Genomic DNA, 21,692 nt, shown 5'->3' with positions numbered 1-21,692 from the left:
GGCAGGCGACGTCGAATGCGACGGAGGTATCGACAGCCGTCCGCGCACATCTGATGTATTTGCACGTTGCCGATGCAGCACTGTCCGGCATGTGCTTGCGGATGGCCGGTTTCGCGAACGCGACAGTCGCATCGCTCGGCGAAACATGCGATGTTCGGTGTTCTCTGAGGGGCGGCCGCCTACGTCAAGTCTGCGCCTTGCCGCCGGTGATGCGGGAGACCACCAGCGCGACCAGGATGACCGCGCCGTTGAGGAAGTTCGTCCATTGGGCGGGCACGCCGGCCAGCGTCAGCACGTTGATGATCATGAAGAGCAGCAGGACGCCGGTGAAGGCACCGAAGACGGTCCCCCGGCCGCCGTTGAGGCTGACTCCGCCGATGACCGCCGCGGCGAAGACCTGGAAGATCGCGCCGTCGCCCTGCGCGGCGGGCACGGCGGCGAGCCGGCCGCTCATCAGCAGGCCGGCGAGGGCCGCCAGCATGCTGGCCACGACGAGGGTGATCCACAGGATCCGGTCGGTGCGGATGCCCGCCGCGCGGGCCGCGTCGACGTTGCCGCCGATCGCATAGAGCGCCCGGCCGGCGCGGGTGTAGCCGAGCACGACGATCCCGGCGACGAACAGCAGCAGCGACACCCACACCGACGCCGGGACACCGAGCCAGGAGGCGGAGCCCAGATACGTCATCGCCGGCGGCAGTGCGAAGAACGTCTTGCCGCCGGAGACGCCGGTCAGCAGGCCGCGCAGGACGATCAGCATGCCGAGGGTGACGATGAAGCCGTTGAGCCCGAAGCGGACGATGAGCAGCCCGTTGAAGGCCCCTACCAGAACGCCGACGAGCAGCACGACCGGGACGGCCAGCGCCGGCGGCAGCGCGTGGACACCGAGTCCGTGGGTGACCGCCGGGTCGACGACCAGCCAGGCGGCGATGCCGGGGGCGAGCCCGAACGTCGACTCCAGTGACAGGTCCATCTTGCCGGTGATCAGGACCATCGTCTGGGCGAGCACCAGCACGGAGATCTCCGACATGCTCTGCAGCACGTTGACGATGTTGTCGGACTGCAGGAACACCGGGTTGACGAGGTACCCGACGACGGCGACGGCGACGATCGCCGGAACCAGCGCCAGGTCCCGAAGCCGCGCGAAGGCCAGGCTCCGGCGCACCTCGGACGGTGAGGACACCGCGGTCTCGGACAACGTGTCAGTCATGGTCGACATCGACCCCCTCCATGGCGGCTACCAGTTCGTTGTCGGTCCAGCCGTGCGCCTTCTCCCCCACCACCCGGCCCCGGAACATCACCAGCACCCGGTCGCACTGGCGCAGGTCGTCCAGCTCGTCGGAGACGACGAGCACGGCGGTACCTTGACGACGCACCTTCTCCACGACGCCGAGCAGCGTCTGCTTGGAGCGCACGTCGACCCCGGCGGTCGGCGTGATGAGCACGAGCAGCTTCGGGTCGCCGGCCAGGGCCCGGCCCATCACCACCTTCTGCTGGTTGCCCCCGGAGAGCTCGGCGACCGGCGCGTGCGGGCCGGGCGCCTTGACGGCGAGGTCGGTGATGGCGTCCCTGGCGACGGCGTCCCGCCGCGCGGGCGAGATGAACCCGTTGCGCCCGACGCGGTGCGGGACGGTCATCGTCACGTTCTCCGCGATCGACAGCTGCGGCACCAGGCCCTCGCGGTGCCGGTCCTGCGGGACCAGGCCGACACCGGCGGCGAGCGCATCAGAAATGTCGCCGGGGCGCAGCACCCGGCCGTCGAGGGTGACCGTCCCGGCCACGGGCCGGGACAGCCCGACGATCGCCTCGGCGACCTCCACCTTGCCGCTGCCTCCCCCGCCCGCGATGCCGACGACCTCGCCCGCGCGGGCCTGCATCGACAGCTCCGCGCCGGAGCGGGTGGTCAGCCCGCGCACCGACAGCAGCACGGATGTGCCGGTCGCCGGCGGCCGGTGGACGGCCTCGGGCATGCTCACGTCCTCGCCGGTCATCGCCGCCACCAGGGCCTGGCGGCTGAGCTCGGCCACCGGTGCGGTCAGCACGTGCCGGGCGTCGCGGAAGACCGTCACCTGGTCGCAGATCTCGAAGATCTCCTGCAGGTGGTGGCTGATGAACAGGAACGTGACCCCTTGGGCGCGAAGGTCCCGGATCCGCTCGAACAGCCGGCCGATCCCGGCGGCGTCCAGCTGCGCGGTCGGCTCGTCGAGGATGATGAACCGCGCACCGAAGGACAGCGCCCGCGCGATCTCGACGAACTGCCGCTGCTCCACCGACAGCGTCGCGGCCGGCTGGCGCACGTCGACGTCCACCGCCCACGTGGCGAGCAGCTGCTCGGCCTCGCGCCGCAGGACGGACCAGCGGATGAGCCGGTCCGCGCCGCGGGCGTGCCGGTTCAGGAACAGGTTCTCCGCCACGGTCAGCGCCGGGATGATGGTGGACTTCTGGTAGACGCACGCCACCCGTTGCCGCCACCCGTCGCGGTCCGCGAGCGGCGGCGCCGGCATGCCGTCGAAGGTGACGGCGCCGTCGTCGGGGGCCTGCAGGCCGGTGAGGATGCTGACGAGGGTCGACTTGCCGGCGCCGTTGCGGCCGACCAGGGCATGGGTCTCGCCGTCGCGGACCGCGATGCCGGCGTCGGACAGCGCAACCGTCGAGCCGAACCGTTTGGTGATGTTGACGGCCTCGACGACGGGCCGGTCGCCGGCGACCGGCCCGTCGGTCGAACCTTGCCGGGTGGAGCTCATGCGGTGTTGCCCCACAGGGACTTGTCGTCGGACTTCAGGGTGGGCTGGCCGCCGATCGTCGCGCCGTCCTGGGTCACCAGCGGCGCCGCGAGCTGGTCCTCGAGCAGGCCGTCACGGACCTGGATGATGGTGCTGCCGTGGTCGGTCGGCCCGGGCTGGAAGGTCTTGCCGTCGATCGCCGCCTTGACGTAGTACAGCCCGTACTTGGCGTAGAGGTCGGCCGGCTGGCTGACCGTCGCGTCGATCGAGCCGTTGCCGATGTCCTTGAGCTCCTCGGGGATGCCGTCGTTGGAGACGATGAAGACGTGCTTCGGGTCCGATGGCGGGACCTGCAGCCCCTTCTGCTTGAGGATCTGCAGCGTGCCCGACAGCGCGAACGACGACTGCAGGTAGATGCCCTTGATGTCCGGGTCCGACGCGAACCGGGTCTGCAGCTTCGCCGCGGCGACGTCGGCCTTCCAGTCGGTCGCCTCACCGAACACCGTGATGCCGGGGAAGTCCTTCTTCATGCACTCGTTGAACGCCTCGGTGCGGTCCCGGCCGTTGATCGAGGCCAGGTCACCCTGCAGCATGACGACCTTGCCCTTGCCGCCGAGCTTCGCGCCCAGGAACTGGCACGCCTTGGTGCCGTAGGCGCGATTGTCGGCCCGCACCACCATGAACACCTTGCCGGTGTCCGGCCTGGTGTCGATGGTGACCACCGGGATCTTCTTCGCCTCCAGCTGGCCCAGCGTCCGGGCGATCGCCGCCGTGTCCTGCGGCGCCATCACGACACCCTTCACGCCCTGGCTGATGAAGGTCTGCGCGTTGGAGATGAGGTTCGCGATGTCGTTCTGCGAGTTGGTGGCCTTGAGGTCGACACCCAGTTCCTTGGCGAACTGCGGCGCGTACTTGATGTAGGAGTTCCAGAAGTCGGTGTCCGAGCGGGGGTAGTCGACCCCGACCAGCGGCGCTGAACTTCCTGTGGTGCCGGTCCCGGACCCGCCGTCGTTGCCGCAGCCAGTGGTGAGCGTGGCCGCGCCGAGCGCGACAGCCAGACCGCAGCCGAGCAGAGCTTTACGGTTCACCGGACTCCTTCCGTGGTGCGCTTCGATGTGGGTGCGCGCCGCGAAGCGCAGGTCGGCACGGTCGACCGCCGCTGCCCGCGGACGCGGGAGCGTGGACCGGATGTCGGGGTGTGGTGGCGCACGCGGCGCGCGGGGTGTTGTGCGGGGCGTACGGCGGACCTGACTGATCAGAGATCCGCCAGACATCAGATGTATTTATAGACGAGGTGACGATGGCTGTCCATAGCCCTGCACGGATCACTCACCGTCACCTAATCTACCGGCACAGTTCGGCCATAACATCTGATGTTCTCGCCACCAACGCCGACGGTCAGACCGCGGTGATGGTCCACTGCAGGTTGGTGCTGGAGCCCGGCGCCCACAGCTTCACCCGCGCGCCGACGGTGGTGTCGCCGCCGCTGTCCAGAACGGTTCCCGTGCCGCGGTTGACGATCTGGTAGCGGCCGTTGCCGACGCTGTCGAGCCGCCACTGCTGGTTGTTGCCGCCGTTCCACGGCGCCTGCATCGCGGTCGCGCCGTTCGCGGTGTTGCCCCAGCTGTCGGCGACCATCCCGTTGGTGCGGTTCACGATGCGGCACCAGCCGCCGCCGGCGTCGACCAGCTGCCACTGCAGGTTGGTGCTGCCGTCCCAGCTCCACTGTTTGAGCTGCGACCCGGACGCGACACTGCCGCCGCTGTCCAGCGCCAGCCCGGTGGAGACGTTGGTGATCCGTGCCCAGCCGGTCGGGACGCCGCTGCCGCCGCCGAGGACCGGGATCGCTCCGGAGAAGACGAGCTTCACCACGTACGCCGGCGCGCTGAACGGTGCGGTGCCCGACGGCATCGTGATCCGCAGCCCGCTGCCGTCCTGGGTCCGCGTCGGCAGGTTGATGTACGTGCCGGCGGAGGAACCCAGCAGCTGCACCGAAGTCAGGGTGCTGAGGTCGATCCGGTTCGCCGCCAGTGTGGTGATGGTGACCGTACTGCCGGGCCAGCCGAGGATCGTCGCGTACAGCACGCGGCTGTCCTTGCTGCGGGTGAACCGGATGTCCTGCGCGGTGCCGGTCCGCGGCGTCTGGAACGTCCCGCCGCCCATCTGTGTCGGCCCCTCACCGAACACGCTCCAGGCGCGCGTGCTGTAGACGGACTCACCGAAGCGGCGCAGGTGGTCGCCGATGCTCAACAGGACGGTGCGCTGCCCGGACGGGATGGTGCCGTCGGCCATCGGCGCGATGTTGAGCACCATGTTGCCGTTCTTGCTGACCCGGTCGATCAACGCGTGCAGCAGCGCGTTGGCCGGGTAGTAGCCGATGCCGACCGTGTAGCACCAGCTCGAGCTGGAGATGCTGTCGTCGGTGAGCCAGTATGGGCTCTGGATGCCGGCCGGGCCGCCGCGCTCGAAGTCGAAGACCTCGCCCCGGTTGTTGAAGCCGTCCTTGTAGGTGGCGACGACCTCCTTGTTCCAGGCGACCGCGCGGTTGTAGTAGTACGACAGGAAATCCAGCCGCCGCGACTCGGGCAGCTGCGAGAGGTTGAAGTCCTGCCACAGGATGTCCGGCTGGTAGCCGTCGATCACCTCGCGCAGCTTGTCGTACCACAGTTGCTGCTCGGCGGCGGCGCCGAGCTGGCCGTACAGCTTGCGCAGGCTCGCGTCGGACTGCGCCGGCGCCCACTGGTAGAAGCCGGTGAAGTTGTACGCGTGGTGCATCGCGACCAGCAGCTTCAGACCCTTGGCGCGGATCGCGTCGGCGTGCAGCCGCAGCAGGTCGAGCCGGGGTCCCCGGTTGACCGAGTTCCACTCGTTGACGCTGCTGTTCCACATCGAGAAGCCGTCGTGGTGCTCGGCCACCGGCCCGGCGAAGCGGGCACCGGCGTCGAGGAACAGCTGCGCCCACTCGTTGGGGTCGAAGTTGCCGCCGGCCGACCGCAGCCGCGGCGCGAACTGCACGAGGTTGCCGGCCTTGTCCCGGGCGCCGTCGACGAAGTTGTGGTACGGCCACACCGACGGATCGCCGTACACGCTCTTGTGATGGTTGTTCTCGTTCGAGCCGTTGTTGTACATGTTGCGCGGGTACCACTCGTTGGCGTACGCGGGCACGCTGAACGCACCCCAGTGGTAGTAGATGCCGAACTTGGCGTCCTGGAACCATTCGGCCGCGGGCGGGTGCTGGTCGACCGACGCCCACGTGGCGGAGTAGCTCGTCGGTCCGGGAATGGCGGCGGACGCGGGCAGCGCCCGGACGATGTCGGCACCGGCGGTGGCCGCCGCGGCTCCGGTCGCGCCGAGCACGGTCAGGAACGTCCGCCGGGAGACGGGGGATGGAGACATGGGAGTCCTCCAAAGGACGGCTGTGGCGGGCCGGCCGGGGCACACGGCACGCGCGCGTCCCGGCCGGCGCGCTGGATGACGGATTCCGCACCGGTGACGGACGGTTGTTAGCGCTCACACGCGTGGCGGTGCGCGGAGCTCCAGGTTGCATGGCGGAAGCGTGCAATGACAGTGCCAGAACCTTGCCCCCGCTTCAAGAGCCCGACCGATTTCAGCCACCGACACCGCCCGCACGGGCATCGCCACATTCGGCATCTTCCCAGCTCAGGAGCTTGGTCTCGGCACACCGCCGCGCATTCAAACGGCCCGCATGAATGTAATACCAGCACACGACTCGGCGCCACTGCCGTTCATAACACTTCCCATGCTCCGTTTTCGGCGGAACTATCAGCGCTTTCGATCGAGTGTTGGCGTTATCATCGGCGGTACGGTGCCGCCGACTGGACGCCCCGCCACCCCACGCAGGCACCGACCACGGCAGGCCAATGCCATCAGATGTATCGCGCCCGCAGACATCGGAGTCGCGGCATTTTAGGTCGATCTATACCAACCGTTGACGTGATACATCATATGTTTGTAGCCTGGCCGTCACCTTGCCGGACTCCCATCGGTGCCGCGGAGCGCAACCCCGCCGGTCTCGTCGCCGCCGCACCCGTAGCCGCACCGCCGCGGAGTCTGCCGCCGCAAGGACCCATCGGCTTTGGAGACCCGAGATGCCTGATGTGACACGACGGCAAGTGCTGATGTTCAGCGCGGCCGGCGCCGGGGCCGCGCTGTTGCCGTGGGCGGCGGACCCGTCCGCCGCCGCGGCGCCGCCCGAGGTGCGCGCCGCCAACGACCTCGCGTTGTGGTACGACCGGAGCGCGGGCACCGACTGGCTGCGCGCACTGCCGATCGGCAACGGGCGGCTGGGCGCCATGGTGTTCGGCAACACCGACGTGGAGCGGCTCCAGCTCAACGAGGACACCGTCTGGGCCGGCGGACCCTACGACCAGAGCAACCCCCGCGGCGCCGGGGCGTTGGCGCAGATCCGCCAGCTGGTGTTCGCCAACCAGTGGAGCCAGGCACAGACCCTCATCGACCAGAACATGCTCGGCATCCCCTCCGCGCAACTGGCGTACCAGACGGTCGGCAACCTGCGGCTCACCTTCCCGAGCGCCACCGGGGTGTCGGAGTACTCCCGCTACCTCGACCTGACCAACGCCACCACCGCGGTGTCGTACCTGCAGAACGGCGTGCGATACCGGCGCGAGGTGCTCGCGAGCACACCGGACCAGGTCATCGCGATGCGCCTGACCGCCGACAGATCCGCCTCCATCACGTTCACCGCCCGGTTCGACAGCCCGCAGCGCACCACCGCCTCCAGCCCGGACAGCGCGACGGTCGCCATCGACGGCATCTCCGGTGACCAGCGCGGCCTCACCGGCAAGGTCCGGTTCCTCGCACTCGCCCGGGCGATCGCCGACGGCGGCACCGTCAGCAGCTCCGGCGGCACGCTGCAGGTGACCGGCGCCAACAGCGTGACGCTGCTGATCTCCATCGGCTCGAGCTACGTCAACTACCGCGACGTCTCGGGCGACCACCAGGGCATCGCCCGGCGCAACCTCGACGCCGCCCGGACCCGGTCCTACGACGACCTGCGCAGCCGGCACGTGGCCGAACACCAGCGGCTGTTCGCCCGCACGACGCTCGACCTCGGTCGCACCACCGCGGCCGACCAGCCCACCGACGTGCGGATCACGCAGCACGCCAGCGTCAACGACCCGCAGTTCTCCGCGCTGCTGTTCCAGTTCGGCCGGTACCTGCTGATCTCCTCCTCGCGGCCCGGGACGCAGCCGGCCAACCTGCAGGGCATCTGGAACGACTCACTGACCCCGTCCTGGGACTCCAAGTACACGATCAACGCGAACCTGCCGATGAACTACTGGCCGGCCGACACGACCAACCTGTCGGAGTGCTACGAGCCGGTGTTCAAGATGATCGGCGAACTCGCGGTCACCGGCGCGCGCACGGCGCAGGTGCAGTACGGCGCCGGCGGCTGGGTCACCCACCACAACACCGACGCCTGGCGGGGCTCCTCCGTCGTCGACGGCGCGCTGTGGGGGATGTGGCAGACCGGCGGCGCCTGGCTGGCCACCATGATCTGGGACCACTACCGCTTCACCGGCGACACCGAGTTCCTGCGCGCGAACTACCCGGCGCTGAAAGGCGCGGCCCAGTTCTTCCTCGACACCCTCGTGGAGGAGCCGACGCTGCGGTACCTGGTCACCAACCCGTCGAACTCACCGGAACTGCCCCACCATTCGGGCGTCAGCGTCTGTGCCGGCCCGACGATGGACAACCAGATCGTGCGGGACCTGTTCAACGGCGTCGCCCAGGCCGGCCAGGTGCTCGGCGTGGACGCCGACTTCCGGACCCGGGTCCTGGCCGCGCGGGACCGGCTGCCTCCCATGAAGGTCGGGTCCCGCGGCAACATCCAGGAGTGGCTCTACGACTGGGTCGAGCCGGAAAGCACGCACCGGCACATCTCCCACCTGTACGGCCTGCACCCGAGCAACCAGATCACCAAACGCGGCACGCCCACGCTGTACACCGCCGCACGCCGCACCCTGGAACTGCGTGGCGACGACGGCACCGGCTGGTCGCTCGCCTGGAAGATCAACTACTGGGCGCGGATGGAGGAGGGCACCCGCGCCCACGACCTCATCCGCATCCTCGCCACCCCGGCCAAGCTCGCACCGAACATGTTCGACCTGCACCCGCCGTTCCAGATCGACGGCAACTTCGGCGCCACCTCCGGCATCGCCGAAATGCTGCTGCACAGCCACAACGCCGAGCTGCACGTCCTGCCGGCGCTGCCCACGGCCTGGCCGGATGGGCAGGTGCAGGGCCTGCGCGGCCGGGGCGGCTACACCGTCGGGGCCCGGTGGAGCGGCGGCCAGGCCACCGAGATCACCATCCGGTTCGACCGAGACGGCACCGCCAAGGTGCGGTGCCGGGCCTTCACCGGCACCGTCACGGTCACCGACACCACCACCGGCGGCACCGTCACCGTGACCCGGCCGGAGACCGACGTCGTGCAACTGCCGGGCCTGTCCGGGCGCACCTACCGCCTGACGGTCCAGACGCAGGTCCAGGGGTACGTGCGGATCGCCAACGCCACCACGGGCCTGGTGCTGGACAGCGGCGGGAACGTCGCCTCCGGCAGCGGCGTCAAACAGTGGAACTGGGACGGCAGCACCAACCTGCAGTGGCAGATCGTCGACCTCGGCGGCGGCTGGTGCCGCATCGTCAACCGCACCAACGGCCTGGTCCTGGACAGCCAGGGCAACGCCGCCAACGGCGCCCCGTGCCGGCAGTCGACGTGGAGCGGCGGTGACAACCAGCAGTGGCGGCTCGACGACGCCGGCAGCGGCCGCCGGCGGATCGTCAACCGCGGCACCGGGACCGCGCTGGACGGCATGGGCAGCACCACCGCCGGCTCCGCCGTGGCGCTGTGGGCACCCAACAGCAACACCAACAACCTCTGGACCGTCACAACGCTGTGATGCCCCGCCACCCGGCACCGGCCGCCGACGGTGCAGGGCGTCGTCGGCCGGACCCGCGGCACCGACCAGCGGCGCGGGTCCGGACCAACCGAGCGGCGGGGCCGCGACGCAGCGGGTTCACCGCACTGTGCGCCTGTCGCGCTCGCGCACACGACCCAGTTCACCGCCCCCGGATGGAGGCACCTCGCCGCCTCCTCCGGCTACCTCAACGGCACCCGCGGCAAAGCAGTTTCGTGTCGCTCAAGGCGCGAACACGTCGTGCACCTCGGCCGGATCACGCGAACGGTGGGCCGGGCACGGGGAGCGCCTCAGCGCTGCGCCGTGCCGAAGACCAGATCGGGATCGCAGTTCATGGCGACCTCACAGTCGCAAAACCCGTGGAACTCCTCGAGCCCTTCGGCGAGCCGGTCCATGGACACCTGATGCCTGGCCGCCCATCGCTCGGTGAACCGCCTCGTGTGGTCACAGCCCTCGTCCACAACGTGGGCGTCGACGAAGTCGACCAGGTCGCCGAGCGCGTCCCTGTCCAGCGGCATGAGAGCCGTCCGGGCAGCGCGCTCGGCGTTCTTGTACGCGTCGCGCAACCGCCGCCGTCGAGCGGCCTCCTCCGGCGAAACCATCTGAAGATCGTGCCATGTCCGGCGCAACCGAGGAACCCGGCGCCGAGGATCCGGCCGGGGACCTGCCCGCGCGGTACCGGGCTACCGCTTGACGCAGTCGGTGCCGTTGCAGCGATACGTGGTGGTGTGGATCGTGCCGTCGGCGCAGCTCGGGTCGCAGTCGTTGAGCTCGCTGCGGACGGTGGAGGTGTCCATGACCAGGCGGGCGCTGCAGAACCGCTTCGCGCGGCACGGCAGCGCCGTTTGCGGTTCGCGGGTCTCAGTCTCGCGGGCGCTGCGCCTGGTCGAGTGAACGGTTGAGCCACTCCGTCATCAGGGCTCGTTCGGCGTCGGTGAGCGCGGGCAGTTCGGGCACCATGGTGGCGAACGTGACCGTGACCGTGGTCGTGGTGGCGTCCGGCGCCGGGGGTGCGGCCGTGAGGATCCGGTCGGCGACGGCATCGAACATCACGTCCGCCAGGCCGGGGTCCCGCAGTGCCGCGGGCATGCCCAGCAGGGCCAGGACGGTGCCGGTGCCGGCGGCGTGGATCATGGCCACGGCTCGTCGCTCGTCGACGCGCAGGCGGCCTGCGGCGGCGAGCCTCCGGACCAGCGTGCGCAGCACCTCGATGCCGGCGGTCGTCGCCGGTGAGGGCGTACCGCGGCCGGGGGTGTTGAGCAGTGCGTACAGCTCCGGGTTGGCCAGTCCGAACTCGACGTGCAGCTGCCATCCGGCGCGCAGGTCGGCCACGGGGTCGCCGCTGGGCCGCGCCGCCGAGACCGACTTGCCGGCGACGTAGGTGGCCATGACGTGCTCGGCGAGGGCATCGATGAGGCCGTCCTTGTCGCCGAACAGCCGGTAGATGGTCGGCGCCTGCATGCCGGCGGCCTGGGCCACCGCCCGGGTCGTCACGCCGCGGGCGCCGTGCTCGGCCAGCAGCCGCGCGGCCGCGTCGAGGACGGCGGAACGGCTCTCGTCGCGGACGACGGCGACCTGTGTCTGCTCCATGTATCGAGGATAACAGCATCTTGTTTCCGTTGGAAAATCACTGATAACGTCCTGCCCATATCAACGGAAACAAGGAGCGACATGATCATCGTCACCGGAGCCACCGGCAACCTCGGATCCCGGATCGTCACCCGGCTGCTGGAACTGGTCCCCGCCGACACCGTGGGCGTCAGCGTCCGCGACGCCGGCAAGGCCGCCGCGCTCGCCGAACGCGGCGTCCGCGTCCGAACCGGCGACTTCACCGACCCCGACACGCTCCGGCACGCGTTCGAGGGCGCCAGCCAGGTGCTGGTCATCTCCGCCGCGATCCGCGGCGCCGGTGCGGTCGCGGCCAACATCGCCGCCATCGACGCCGCACGCGCGGCGGGAGCGCAGCGCATCCTGTACACGAGCCACCAGGCCGCGGCGAAGGACTCACTCTTCGCACCGCAGCTCACGCACGCCTTGACCGAAGAGCACCTCGCCCGGCAGGGCATCGCCTTCACCGCCCTGCGCAACGGGTTCTACACCAGCACGCTCGGCCACTACATCGGCGCCGCCCTGGAAACCGGCCGGCTCGTCGCGCCCCAGGACGGCCCGGTCTCCTGGACCGACCACGCCGACCTGGCGGAGGTGGCTGCGGCGGTACTGGCAGGCAACGGCATCCTCGACGGCGTCACCGCACCGCTGACCGCGCCCGAGACACTCGACTTCGAGGCCGTCGCCGGCATCCTCAGCAACCTCGCGGGGCGCACCATCGAACGGGTCGTCGTGGACGACGAGGAGTGGAAGGCCGCGGCGGTCGAGCGCGGCATGCCACCGCAGGCCGCCGACTTCACCCTCGGCATGTTCCGCGCCGCCCGCCGGGGCGAGTTCGCCGTCACCGACCCGACCCTGGAGACCGTCATCGGGCGGCCCGCCGTCCCGGCCGGCGCAGTCCTCGCCACGATGACCGCGACGCAGCCCGCCGCTCGATGACCCGTCGGCCACACCCGGGCCGACCATCCAGGTCGGCCACTACGCCTCGGGACGCATCCGCGGGAGCGCGGCGGGCCCGTCCTGACCGCGCTCAGCGCGCGGACAAAGATTCATTCCGGTAACGCTGTCTATGTGATTCGCGATTTACTTGTACAGTGTCTGAGCAGCCACCCGTAGGACCGAGTGCCGTGACCGGACGGTCTCGGTCCGCCTTTCACGACACCCCACCGGGCGTTGTGCGGCATTGGTAGTCCCTGCGTCGCCGATCGCCAACACGGGGACAACGTGTCCGCCCTACGGTCGGCCGCGTGATGACCGGCGCCGCACCCCGAGCGGTGCCCAGAAGGCAGGAGGCGACATGAGCATCTACGACACCATCGGCGGAGCGGCAGCGGTCCAGGCCGCCGTCGAGCAGTTCTACACCCGCGTCCTCACGGATCCCCGCCTCGAGGGCTTCTTCACCGACGTCGACATCCAGCGGCTCAAGACGCACCAGCGGGCGTTCATCACCGCGGCGCTCGGCGGCCCGCAGATCTTCGCCGGCCGCGACATGGCCGCCGCGCACGCCGGGCTGGACATCACCGACGCCGACTTCGACGCGGTCGTGGCCCACCTGGCCGGCACGCTGACCGACCTCGGCGTGGCCGACGATCAGGTGGCCCAGATCGGCGCGACGCTGGCCCCGCTGCGCGGGCAGATCGTCACGAAGACGGATTCAGTCATCGCCTCGTAGCCGCATGGGCACGGCGGCAACGATGAGGTCCGAGCGGTCTTCAGCGCGCTCGCGAGCGCCACCTCGAGATGGTCGCGCAGGACGCGGTACCGGGGCCCGGGTTGCTGCCGCTACGAACGCGTATCTGAGGTTCTTGATGTTGTCGCCGGTCTCCGCGGGCGGACCAGACCGGACCCTGCGGCATGTCGCTGGTGCTGCCGCGAGCTCGGCCTGGCCCCGATCGCATGCTGTTCGTGGGCGGCCGCGTCGAGAACGTCGCGGCCGCCCAGCGCGTCGGACTACACGCGCACCTGTTCGTCGGCCTGGGCCTGGACCTCGTCCAGCGAGTCGGGGATCTCGGCACCCGCTGAGGCGTCCGGCAGGTCGTCCTCCATCCGGTGCAGGGGACGGTAGGCCAGGCCCACCGCGCCCCAGATCACCAGCAGCACGCCGCAGGCCAGCAGGATCAGCCCCGTACCGCGGGCATCCCCGACCCCCACGACCCGCCCGACGGTGTCCGCGAGCGCACCCCCGGGCCGCAGCAGCGGCGCGACCGCGTCCGTGAACGGCGGCGCGGTCAGGAACGCGACCGGCGTCATCGCCACGGCCAGCATCTGGTTCGTGGCGAGCACCCGGCCCTGCAGCTCCAGCCCGACCTTGACCTGGATGATCGCGAGCCAGTGGGCGTTGAGGATGGTGAGCGAGGCGTACCAGATGAGACTGCCCGCCGCCGCGAGCGCCGTCGAGGGCCGCAGCCCGACGAGCGCGGCTCCGAGGCCGACCCCGATGACGAAGCCCACCATGCCCGTGGCGCGGCGTTCGGCGCCGCCCCACAGCACCATGGCCAGCGCGCCGAGGGCGGCCCCGATGCCGCTGAACGCGGTGACGACGCTGACCCCTGTCGTGCCGCCGAACGCGTACACGGTCGGCACGGTCACGGCGAGGGCGAGCATCGCGAGGTAGTTCTCGACGACGAAGAACACGATCATGATCATGAGCGGGCGGCGCCGGACGAGGAACCGCCAGCCGCCGACGATCGCGCGGACGAAGGTCTCCTCCTGACGGCGGAAGAGCCGGTCGGGCAGGCGCACCAGCAGCAGCGTGCCGACGCCGACGAGCAGCGACACCACGTCGACCGCGACCACCCACGGCATGCCCAGCGCAGTGATCAGCGCGCCGCCGGCCAGCGGGGCGATGAGCATGCCGATGCCCGGGCCGAGGTTCGCCAGCGCGTTGGCCTGGCCCAGGTACGGCTTCGGCACCAGCTGCGCGACCGCGGCCAGATAGGCGGGCCGGTGGAAGGCGGTCACCGCGGACAGCAGCCCGGCCAGCAGCCCGACGCTCCAGATCTCCAGGCGGCCCAGCGCCAGCAGGGTGACCACCGCGGACATGACCACCGCGCCCGCCCCGTTGCAGGCCAGCATGATGCGCCGCCGGTCGATCCGGTCCGCCACGGCTCCGCCCACCGGCAGCAGCAGGATCGAGGGCAGCAGCGCCAGCATCGTGACGAGGGCGTAGTCGGCGACGCGGCCGTTCTGCTGGTACGCCCAGACGCCCAGGGCGAACGAGCTGAGTGCGGCACCGATCAGCGAGGCGGTCTGGCCGGCCGTCATGACGTAGAACTCGCGCAGGTCGCGCCGGGCCCGGCCGCCGGTGACCGCGGTGTGGACCGCCTCCGGCACCCGGCCCGCGCCCCACTCCCGCAGCGTGCCGGCGATCTCGTCGGCCGCGGCCGCCGCCTGGTGCTTGAGGAAGTAGTGCCCGGCCCGGGGCAGGACCGCCAGCGCGACGCGGTCCGCGAAGGCGCCCCATTCCGCATAGCGTTCCTGGTACAGCTCCGTCGAGCGGTCCCGCGCCCCGATGAGGCACAGCACGGGCGCCCGCAGCCGCCGCCGGTCGGGCCGGGTCAGCTCGCGGGTGAACCACGTCTGCGACTCGTCCACGTCGTGCCGCAGGCTGCGCAGGATCACGTCGGCGTCGAGGCCCTCGTCGTCGAGGCCGCCGAGTGTACGCAGGAAGTCGCGGTACGCCCGGTCGGACGTGAACCACGTGGCGTGGAAGCGCCGGTGCAGCCAGGACGACACCCGCCCCGGCAGCCGGGCCGCCGGGAAGCTGCCGCCGACGACCAGCCCGGCGACCTCGCGGCCGTCGGACTCCAGGCGGAGGGCGAGCTCGGTGGCGGCCGCCGAGCCGACGCAGTGGCCGTAGACCAGCACCGGGCCGGTCGGCAGGTCCGCCACCACGCGGTCGATCAGCTCGGCCATCGGCAGCGGCGGCTCGTCGGGCCGGGCTGGGTCGTGCCCGGGCAGCTCGATCGCCAGCACGGCTGCGCCCGGCAATCGCTGCGCGAGCTCGGTGGCGAGCGGCCCGTAGGCCGCGGCGGATCCGCCGCCGTAGGGCACGCAGACAACGGTCAGCGTCGCGTCGGCCGGGCCGGCGAGACGGTGCAGCAGCCCGGTCGAGCCGGTGTCGCCGTCGAGATAGGCGGCCAGCTCGCGCACGGTCGGGCGGGTGAACAGGTCGATGACCCGCAGCTGCGGGTCGATGGCCCGCACGGCGCGCACGGCCTTGAACGAGTCGCCGCCGAGGGCGAAGAAGTCGTCGTCGAGCCCGATCTCGGCACCGTCGAGGACCTCGGCCCAGGCCGCGGCGACCCGCAGCTGCGTCGGGGACTCCGGCGCGACCCGGGTGGCGGCGCCCGGCGGCTGCGGTGCGGGCAGCGCGGTCCGGTCCACCTTGCCGTTGGCGGTCAGCGGGAGCCGGTCGAGGACGACGAACGCCGACGGCACCATGTAGTCCGGGAGCCGGTCGCGCAGCGCGGCCCGCACCAGCCCGGGATCGGCGGTTGCGGGCGTGATCCAGGCGGCCAGCCGGCGCGTGTGCGCCTCGCCGACGGGCAGCACCACGGCCTCGCCAACGCCGGGAACCCCGCGCACCGCGGAGGCGACCTCGTTGAGCTCGACCCGGAAACCGCGGATCTTCACCTGGTCGTCGACCCGGCCCAGGATCTGCACCAGGCCGTGGGCGTCGACGCGGACGCGGTCGCCGGAGCGGTACCACCCCTGCTGGAAGCGGTCGTCGACGAGGTTCAGGTAGCCGCGGGCCACGCTCGGGCCACCGATGCGCAGCTCGCCCGGCACCCCGTCCGGCACCGGCCGGCCCGCCCGGTCGGTCACCCGGCACTCGACGTTCGCGAACGGGCGTCCGATGGGGACGGTGCCGATGCGGCGCTCGGCCGGAACCTCGCGCACGTCGCAGCCGAGGACGGAGACGGTCGTCTCGGTCGGGCCGTAGTGGACCTGCACCTCGAGGTCCGGCCGGACCCGTTCGATGCGGTCGACCAGCTCCCACGGACACGGCTCGCCGGCCAGGACCAGCAGCTCGCGGGGCAGCAGCGCGGCGAGCTCGCCGTGCGCGGCCAGCAGCTCCAGGTGGCTCGGGACCAGCTTCATCGCGTCGACCGGGTGCTCGGCCAGGTAGGCCGCGAACGCCTCCGGGTCCGTGGCGGTCTCGCGGTCCACGAGGTGCGCCACGCCGCCGGTGGCGAGCGCCCCGAACAGGTTCGTCATGCCGAGGTCGGCCGCGTGGGTGGACACCAGGGCGTAGGACCCGTGGTGCCCGATGCGGTCCGCCACCGCGTGCAGGTAGTGCGCGATGTTGCGGTGCTCGACCATGACGCCCTTCGGCCGCCCGGTCGAGCCGGACGTGAAGATGAGGTACGCGAGGTGGTCCATCGGCACCGCCACGGCCTCGGCCGGCTCGCCGGTCACGTCCGCGACGACGATCGCCTCGCGGCCCGGGACACGGCACGGTTCACGGCCCGCGAACGCCGCCTCGGTGAGCACGAACCGGGCCTGGGCGGCATCAAGGATCTCCGCCACTCGGCCGTCCGGGTAGCCGGGGTCGACGGGCAGGTAGACGGCGCCGGCCTTCAGCGTGCCCAGCATCGCCACGGGCAGGGCCGTCCCGCGCTCGGTGAGCACCGCGACCGGTTCCTCGGGCCGTACACCGGCCGCCAGCAACCGGGCCGCCACCGCACCGGCGCGCCGGTCCAGCTCCGCGTAGGACAGCCGGCCGTCCGCCGCGATCACCGCGGTGGCCTCCGGCGTCGACCCGGCGTGGCGGGCGATGAGCTCGTGCAGCGGCCGGTCCAGCGGGTAGGACACCCGCGGGCCGTCCGGCCCGGGCCGCACGCCGGGCTCCAGCGCCAGCTCGCCGACGGGGCGGTCGGGCTCGGTGACCAGGCCCGTCAGCAGCGCCAGGAACCAGTCCATCAGCCGCCGGGCGGTCTCCTCGTCGAACAGGTCGGTGCGGAACACCAGCATGCCGCGGTAGCCGTCGTCCACGCGCGACAGCGTGAGGTTGAGGTCGTACTTGGCGGTGTGGGTCGGCAGCAGGATGCCCTGCGCGTCCAGGTGCGGCAGGCGCGGCGGCGCGGCCGGCTGCTCCAGCACGTTGAGGAGCACCTGGAAGATCGGCGTGTGGGCGAGGTTGCGCTCGGGCTGCAGCCGCTCCACGATCCGCTCGAACGGGGTCTCGGACTGCGCGAGTGCGTCGATCGCCACCTCGCGGACCCGGTTCAGCAGCTCGCGTCCGGTCGGGTCACCGGAGCAGTCGGTCCGCATGACCAGCGTGCCGATGAAGCAGCCGATCATCTTCTCGACGTCGGGGTGGTGCCGGCCCGCGTTCGGGACGCCGATCGGGATGTCGTCCGTGCCGCACACCCGGGCCAGCAGTGCCTGCAGCGCGGTGAGCAGCACCATGAACGGGGTGGCCCCGCAGGAGGCGGCGAGGCCGGCGAGCGGGCCGGCCAGCGCCGCGGGCACGTGCACCGGCACCTCCCCGGCCCCGTGGCCGGCCACCGCCGGGCGGGGCCGGTCGGTCGGCAGGTCCAGCACTGGCGCCAGGCCCTGCAGCCGCTCGACCCACCGGTCCAGGGCCGCGGCCGACGGCTCCCGGCCGGCCTGCCAGCGGGCGAAGTCGGCGTACTGCAGCCCGGGCGCGTCCGGCGCCGGGCGGCCGTCGAGGCGGGCGGCGTACAGGTCGGCGAGCTCGCGCAGGGCCAGGTCGACGGACCACTCGTCGAAGGCGATGTGGTGCACGACGAGCAGCAGCACGTGCTCGTCCGGCCCGTCGCGGCGGATCAGCGCCCGCAGCGGCGGCTCCTCCTCGAGCCGGAACGCCCGCTGCCGGAAGCCGTCCAGGTCCCCGTCGGTCTCGACGAGCACGTCGTCCGCGCTGCCCAGCACCGCGCTCGGCTCGCCGTCGCGGTCCACGAACCGGGTGCGCAGCACGTGGTGGCGCACGGCCAGATCCCGGACCGCGGCGGCCAGCGCGGCCACATCGAGCGGACCGGTCAGCCGCACGGTGGCCGTCACGTGGTAGGCGCCGCTGTCCGGCTCCAGCTGGTGCAGGAACCACAGCCGGGCCTGGGCCGGCGACAGCGGCGACGGCGAGTCCCGGTCGGGGGACGCGGGAATGGTGCTGGCGGTGCGGGCGGCGTTGCGGCGTGCCCCGGCCAGCCGCTGCTGCAGCAGCGAGCGCTGGGTGTCGGTGACTGTCACGCCTGCTCCACCTCGGCCAGCAGCAACGCCTCCAGCGCGGCGGCGAAGTTCGCCAGCACCGGCTGCTCGAACTGCAGCCGGACCGGCACCGGGAAGTCCAGCGCGTCGCGGAGCCGGCCCACGACCAGCGTCGCCGACAAGGAGTGCCCGCCGAGCGCGAAGAAGTTGTCGTACACCGACAGCTCGTCGCGCTTCAGCACGGCGCTCCACATCTCGGCGACCAGCTGCTCCGCCTCGGTGCGCGGCGCGACCCGCTGCTGCACCTCGTCCCGCGGCTCGGGCAGCGCCGTGCGGTCGACCTTCCCGGACGCGTTGACCGGCAGCGCGTCCAGCGTCATCCAGCGGCGCGGGACCATGTAGTCGGGCAGCGTCGCCCGCAGCAGGGCCTCCAGGGCCTGCGTGTCCGGCGTCGACCCCGGCCGCGGCACCACGTAGCCGACGAGGTGCGCGTCGCCGGTCGGGTCGGCGACGGTCACCACCGCCTCGGCCACGCCCGGCGCCGAGCGCAGCTGCGACTCGATCTCGCCGAGCTCGATGCGGTGTCCGCGCACCTTCACCTGGTGGTCGCGGCGGCCGAGGAAGTCCAGCAGCCCGTCGGTGCGCCAGCGCACCAGGTCACCGGTGCGGTAGCAGCGCTCGCCGGGCCGGACCGGGTCGGCGACGAACGCGGCCTCGGTCAGGTCGGGCCGGCCGTGGTACCCGCGGGCCACCCCGGCCCCGCCGATCCACAGCTCGCCGATGGTCCCGGGCAGCGCGAGGCGGCCGGCGGCGTCCATCACGTACACCCACTCCCCCGCCATCGGGGTGCCGATGGGCACGGTGTCGCCGACGGGGGCGGTGAGGCGGTACATCGTGGACGCCACGGCGGTCTCGGTCGGGCCGTAGCCGTTCCAGCACTCGCCGAGCCGGACCGTGAGCTCGCGGCCGAGCGCGGGGTCGAGGGCCTCGCCGATGGCGATCCCCCGCACCTCCGGCGACTGCCAGCCGGCCGCGACGAGCATCCGGAACGTGGTCGGGGTCGCGGTCATCACGGTCACCTTGGACTCGGTGATGCGCTGCGCCACCAGGTGCCCGTCGACGGCCACGCCGCGCTCCAGCAGCACCAGCCGGGCGCCCTTGCCGAGGCCGCACCACAGCTCGATCCCGGCCACGTCGAACGAGAGCGCGGTCAGGCCGAGCATCACGTCGTCGGGCGTCACCGGCACCAGCTCACAGTTGGCCGCGACGAACGCGGCGACGGCGCCGTGGCTGAGCTCCACCCCCTTGGGGCGGCCGGTCGAGCCGGAGGTGTAGAGGATGTACGCGAGGTCGTCGGGGCCGGGCGCGGGGAGTTCGCCGGGCTCGGCGGCCAGCGCGTCGGCCAGGTCGACGAGGACGGCTCCGGTGCCCTCGACGAGCGCGCGGGCCACGTCGAGCGTCTCCGCGGCGGCGAGGACGACCTTGGCACCGGAGTCGCTGAGCTGGTACCGCAGCCGCTCGGCCGGGTGATCGGGCTCCAGCGGCACGTAGGCCGATCCGGCCCGCCAGACGCCGACCAGCGCGGCGGGCAGGTGCCGGGCGCGGGGCAGGCAGATGCCGACGGGCGCGCCGGACCCGGCCCCGTGCTCGCGCAGCGCGGCCGCGATCCGGGCCGCGGCCCCGGCCAGGTCACCGTAGCTCAGGGTGCCGTCGACGGCGTCGACGGCGACGGCCGCCGGGCGGGCGTCGGCCTGGGCGAGGACCGCGTCGAGCACCGTCGCGGGCGCGTCGGCGGGCAGGTCGGGGCCGGTGCCGAGGGCCACCAGGTCGGCCCGCTCGGCGTCGCTCAGCAGGTCGAGCTGCGAGAGCGGGCGGTCGGGCTCGGCCAGCATCCCGTCGAGCAGGGCCAGCAGCCAGCGCGCCCACCGCTCGACCGTCGCCCGGTCGAACAGGTCGCGGCGGTAGTGCAGCTCCCCCTCGTAGCCGCCGCCCTCGGCCTCCAGCGACAGGCTCACGTCGAACTTGTTGAAATCGAGCGGGGCGTCGAGCCGCTCGGCGCGCACGCCCGGCAGCACCGGGTCGCGCTGGGCGGTCTCCATCAGGTACAGCATCGACTGGAAGATCGGCGTCGTGGCGGTGGAGCGCTCGGGCGCCACGGCCTCCACGACCCGCTCGAAGGGCGCGGTGGCGTGCGCGAACGCCTCGATGGTGGTCTCCCGGACGCGGTCGATCAGCTGCCGGCCGGTCGGGTCGCCGGACAGGTCGGTGCGCATCACGAGCGTGTTGATGAAGCAGCCGACGACGCTCTCGGTCGCGCGGTGGTGGCGCCCGGACTCGGGCACGCCGACAGCGACGTCCTCGCTGCCGCAGAGCCGGCCCAGCAGTGCCTGCCAGGCCCCGAGCACCACCATGAACGGCGTCGCGTTGCATTCCCGAGCGGTCTCGCGCACCCGCTCGGCCAGGGCCGGGGACAGGTTGAACCGCAGGTAGCCGCCGCTCCAGTCGGCCACCGCCGGGTAGGGCCGGTCGACGGGGAGCGCGAGCACCGGGGCGAGCCCGGCCAGCCGCTCGACCCACCAGCCGACGTGGTCGTCCGCGGTCCGCGTGGCCTGCCACTCGGTGATGTCGGCGTACTGCAGCCGCGGCGGGGCCGGCGGCGCGCCCTGGCCGAGCCGGGCGGCGTAGATCGCGCCGATCTCGTCGAAGATCAGGTCCCGCGACCACGCGTCGGTGGCGATGTGGTGCACGGTCAGGGCCAGCACGTGGTGCTCGGCGCCGAGCCGGAAGAGCACGGCCCGCATCGGCGGCTCGCGGTCGAGCTCGAACGGCCGGCTCACCTCGGTCCGCAGCGCCGCGTCCAGCCCCGGCTCGTCGATGTCCACAAGGGACAGTTCGATCCGGTCGGCCGGGCCGGCGACGGCGTGCCCGGGCGGCGTGATGACGCTGCGCAGGACCTCGTGCCTGGCGGCGACCTCGCGCAGCGCGGCCAGCAACGCGTCGGCGTCGAGCGGGCCGGTCAGCCGCAGCACCGTGGGCACGTGATAGATCGACGTGTTGGTCTCGAACTGCGCGTTGAACCACAGGCGGGCCTGCGACGGTGACAGCGGCTGCGGCGCGTCCGGGTTGGACCGGCGCGGGATCTCCGCGTCGGCCCGGGCGGCGGCGCGGGCAGCCGCGACCCGCCGCTCCATGAGGGCCCGTAAACTGTCCTGGTCAGACAAGGTCATTG

Annotated in this window: 11 protein-coding genes; 3 read left to right on the top strand and 8 right to left on the bottom strand. The window is 72.0% G+C overall.

Features of this window, described 5'->3' with window-relative positions:
* Positions 1–184: 184 nt before the first annotated feature.
* The 4 genes from ACFY3L_RS00940 to ACFY3L_RS00925 all read right to left on the bottom strand — a co-directional run bounded on the left by ACFY3L_RS00940 (position 185) and on the right by ACFY3L_RS00925 (position 6,116).
* Complete coding sequence (locus ACFY3L_RS00940; RefSeq protein WP_389317071.1) at positions 185–1,207, bottom strand: ABC transporter permease; 1,023 nt, start codon at positions 1,205–1,207, stop codon at positions 185–187.
* The gene (locus tag ACFY3L_RS00935) at positions 1,200–2,741 is read right to left on the bottom strand and encodes a sugar ABC transporter ATP-binding protein (protein ID WP_389317068.1); all 1,542 of its coding nucleotides are present in this window, start codon (positions 2,739–2,741) and stop codon (positions 1,200–1,202) included. Before ACFY3L_RS00935 ends, ACFY3L_RS00940 begins: the two co-directional genes overlap by 8 nt.
* Positions 2,738–3,808 carry a sugar ABC transporter substrate-binding protein gene (locus tag ACFY3L_RS00930; RefSeq protein ID WP_389317066.1) on the bottom strand — a complete coding sequence of 357 codons (1,071 nt, stop codon included), beginning with the start codon at positions 3,806–3,808 and terminating at the stop codon, positions 2,738–2,740. The genes ACFY3L_RS00935 and ACFY3L_RS00930 overlap by 4 nt, the downstream gene beginning before the upstream one ends.
* Before the next feature lie 310 nt (positions 3,809–4,118).
* The gene (locus tag ACFY3L_RS00925; RefSeq protein ID WP_389317064.1) at positions 4,119–6,116 is read right to left on the bottom strand and encodes an alpha-L-fucosidase; all 1,998 of its coding nucleotides are present in this window, start codon (positions 6,114–6,116) and stop codon (positions 4,119–4,121) included.
* A 713-nt stretch (positions 6,117–6,829) separates the two neighbouring features.
* Between ACFY3L_RS00925 and ACFY3L_RS00920 the strand changes: the two genes are divergently transcribed.
* Positions 6,830–9,664, top strand: a complete 2,835-nt coding sequence (locus ACFY3L_RS00920) for a glycoside hydrolase N-terminal domain-containing protein (protein ID WP_389317061.1) — start codon at positions 6,830–6,832, stop codon at positions 9,662–9,664.
* Positions 9,665–9,972: 308 nt separating this feature from the next.
* Here the strand turns inward: ACFY3L_RS00920 and ACFY3L_RS00915 are convergent, their stop codons facing one another.
* Together ACFY3L_RS00915 and ACFY3L_RS00910 are read right to left on the bottom strand one after the other, a co-directional pair.
* Positions 9,973–10,284 (bottom strand): DUF2695 domain-containing protein, encoded by a 312-nt coding sequence (locus ACFY3L_RS00915; protein ID WP_389317059.1) that lies wholly within the window; start codon positions 10,282–10,284, stop codon positions 9,973–9,975.
* Positions 10,285–10,543: 259 nt separating this feature from the next.
* Positions 10,544–11,272, bottom strand: coding sequence for a TetR/AcrR family transcriptional regulator (locus tag ACFY3L_RS00910; protein WP_389317056.1), 729 nt, complete (start codon positions 11,270–11,272; stop codon positions 10,544–10,546).
* A gap of 81 nt (positions 11,273–11,353) precedes the next feature.
* Here ACFY3L_RS00910 and ACFY3L_RS00905 point away from each other — a divergent pair, with 81 nt between their 5' ends.
* Together ACFY3L_RS00905 and ACFY3L_RS00900 are read left to right on the top strand one after the other, a co-directional pair.
* On the top strand, positions 11,354–12,229 hold the full coding sequence (locus ACFY3L_RS00905) for an NAD(P)H-binding protein (protein WP_389317053.1): 876 nt from the start codon (positions 11,354–11,356) through the stop codon (positions 12,227–12,229).
* 358 nt (positions 12,230–12,587) lie between these two features.
* Positions 12,588–12,962: a group 1 truncated hemoglobin gene (locus tag ACFY3L_RS00900; RefSeq protein ID WP_389317050.1), complete on the top strand. Its 375-nt coding sequence runs from the start codon at positions 12,588–12,590 to the stop codon at positions 12,960–12,962.
* Between the two features lie 278 nt (positions 12,963–13,240).
* On the opposite strand, the gene ACFY3L_RS00895 is transcribed toward ACFY3L_RS00900, so the two are convergent.
* The gene (locus tag ACFY3L_RS00895; protein ID WP_389317047.1) at positions 13,241–18,505 is read right to left on the bottom strand and encodes an amino acid adenylation domain-containing protein; all 5,265 of its coding nucleotides are present in this window, start codon (positions 18,503–18,505) and stop codon (positions 13,241–13,243) included.
* Positions 18,502–21,690, bottom strand: coding sequence for an amino acid adenylation domain-containing protein (locus tag ACFY3L_RS00890; RefSeq protein ID WP_389317044.1), 3,189 nt, complete (start codon positions 21,688–21,690; stop codon positions 18,502–18,504). The genes ACFY3L_RS00895 and ACFY3L_RS00890 overlap by 4 nt, the downstream gene beginning before the upstream one ends.
* Positions 21,691–21,692 lie beyond the last annotated feature (2 nt).

The sequence above is a fragment of the Dactylosporangium sp. NPDC000521 genome (genome assembly GCF_042898305.1).
Taxonomy (GTDB): Bacteria; Actinomycetota; Actinomycetes; order Mycobacteriales; family Micromonosporaceae; genus Dactylosporangium.
This window is presented reverse-complemented; position numbering and strand designations above follow the sequence as displayed.

Coding starts and splice junctions, on each gene's coding strand:
- ACFY3L_RS00940 (WP_389317071.1), bottom strand. CDS start 1,207: ATGACTGACACGTTGTCCGAGACCGCGGTGTCCTCACCGTCCGAGGTG.
- ACFY3L_RS00935 (WP_389317068.1), bottom strand. CDS start 2,741: ATGAGCTCCACCCGGCAAGGTTCGACCGACGGGCCGGTCGCCGGCGAC.
- ACFY3L_RS00925 (WP_389317064.1), bottom strand. CDS start 6,116: ATGTCTCCATCCCCCGTCTCCCGGCGGACGTTCCTGACCGTGCTCGGC.
- ACFY3L_RS00920 (WP_389317061.1), top strand. CDS start 6,830: ATGCCTGATGTGACACGACGGCAAGTGCTGATGTTCAGCGCGGCCGGC.
- ACFY3L_RS00915 (WP_389317059.1), bottom strand. CDS start 10,284: ATGGTTTCGCCGGAGGAGGCCGCTCGACGGCGGCGGTTGCGCGACGCG.
- ACFY3L_RS00910 (WP_389317056.1), bottom strand. CDS start 11,272: ATGGAGCAGACACAGGTCGCCGTCGTCCGCGACGAGAGCCGTTCCGCC.
- ACFY3L_RS00905 (WP_389317053.1), top strand. CDS start 11,354: ATGATCATCGTCACCGGAGCCACCGGCAACCTCGGATCCCGGATCGTC.
- ACFY3L_RS00900 (WP_389317050.1), top strand. CDS start 12,588: ATGAGCATCTACGACACCATCGGCGGAGCGGCAGCGGTCCAGGCCGCC.
- ACFY3L_RS00890 (WP_389317044.1), bottom strand. CDS start 21,690: ATGACCTTGTCTGACCAGGACAGTTTACGGGCCCTCATGGAGCGGCGG.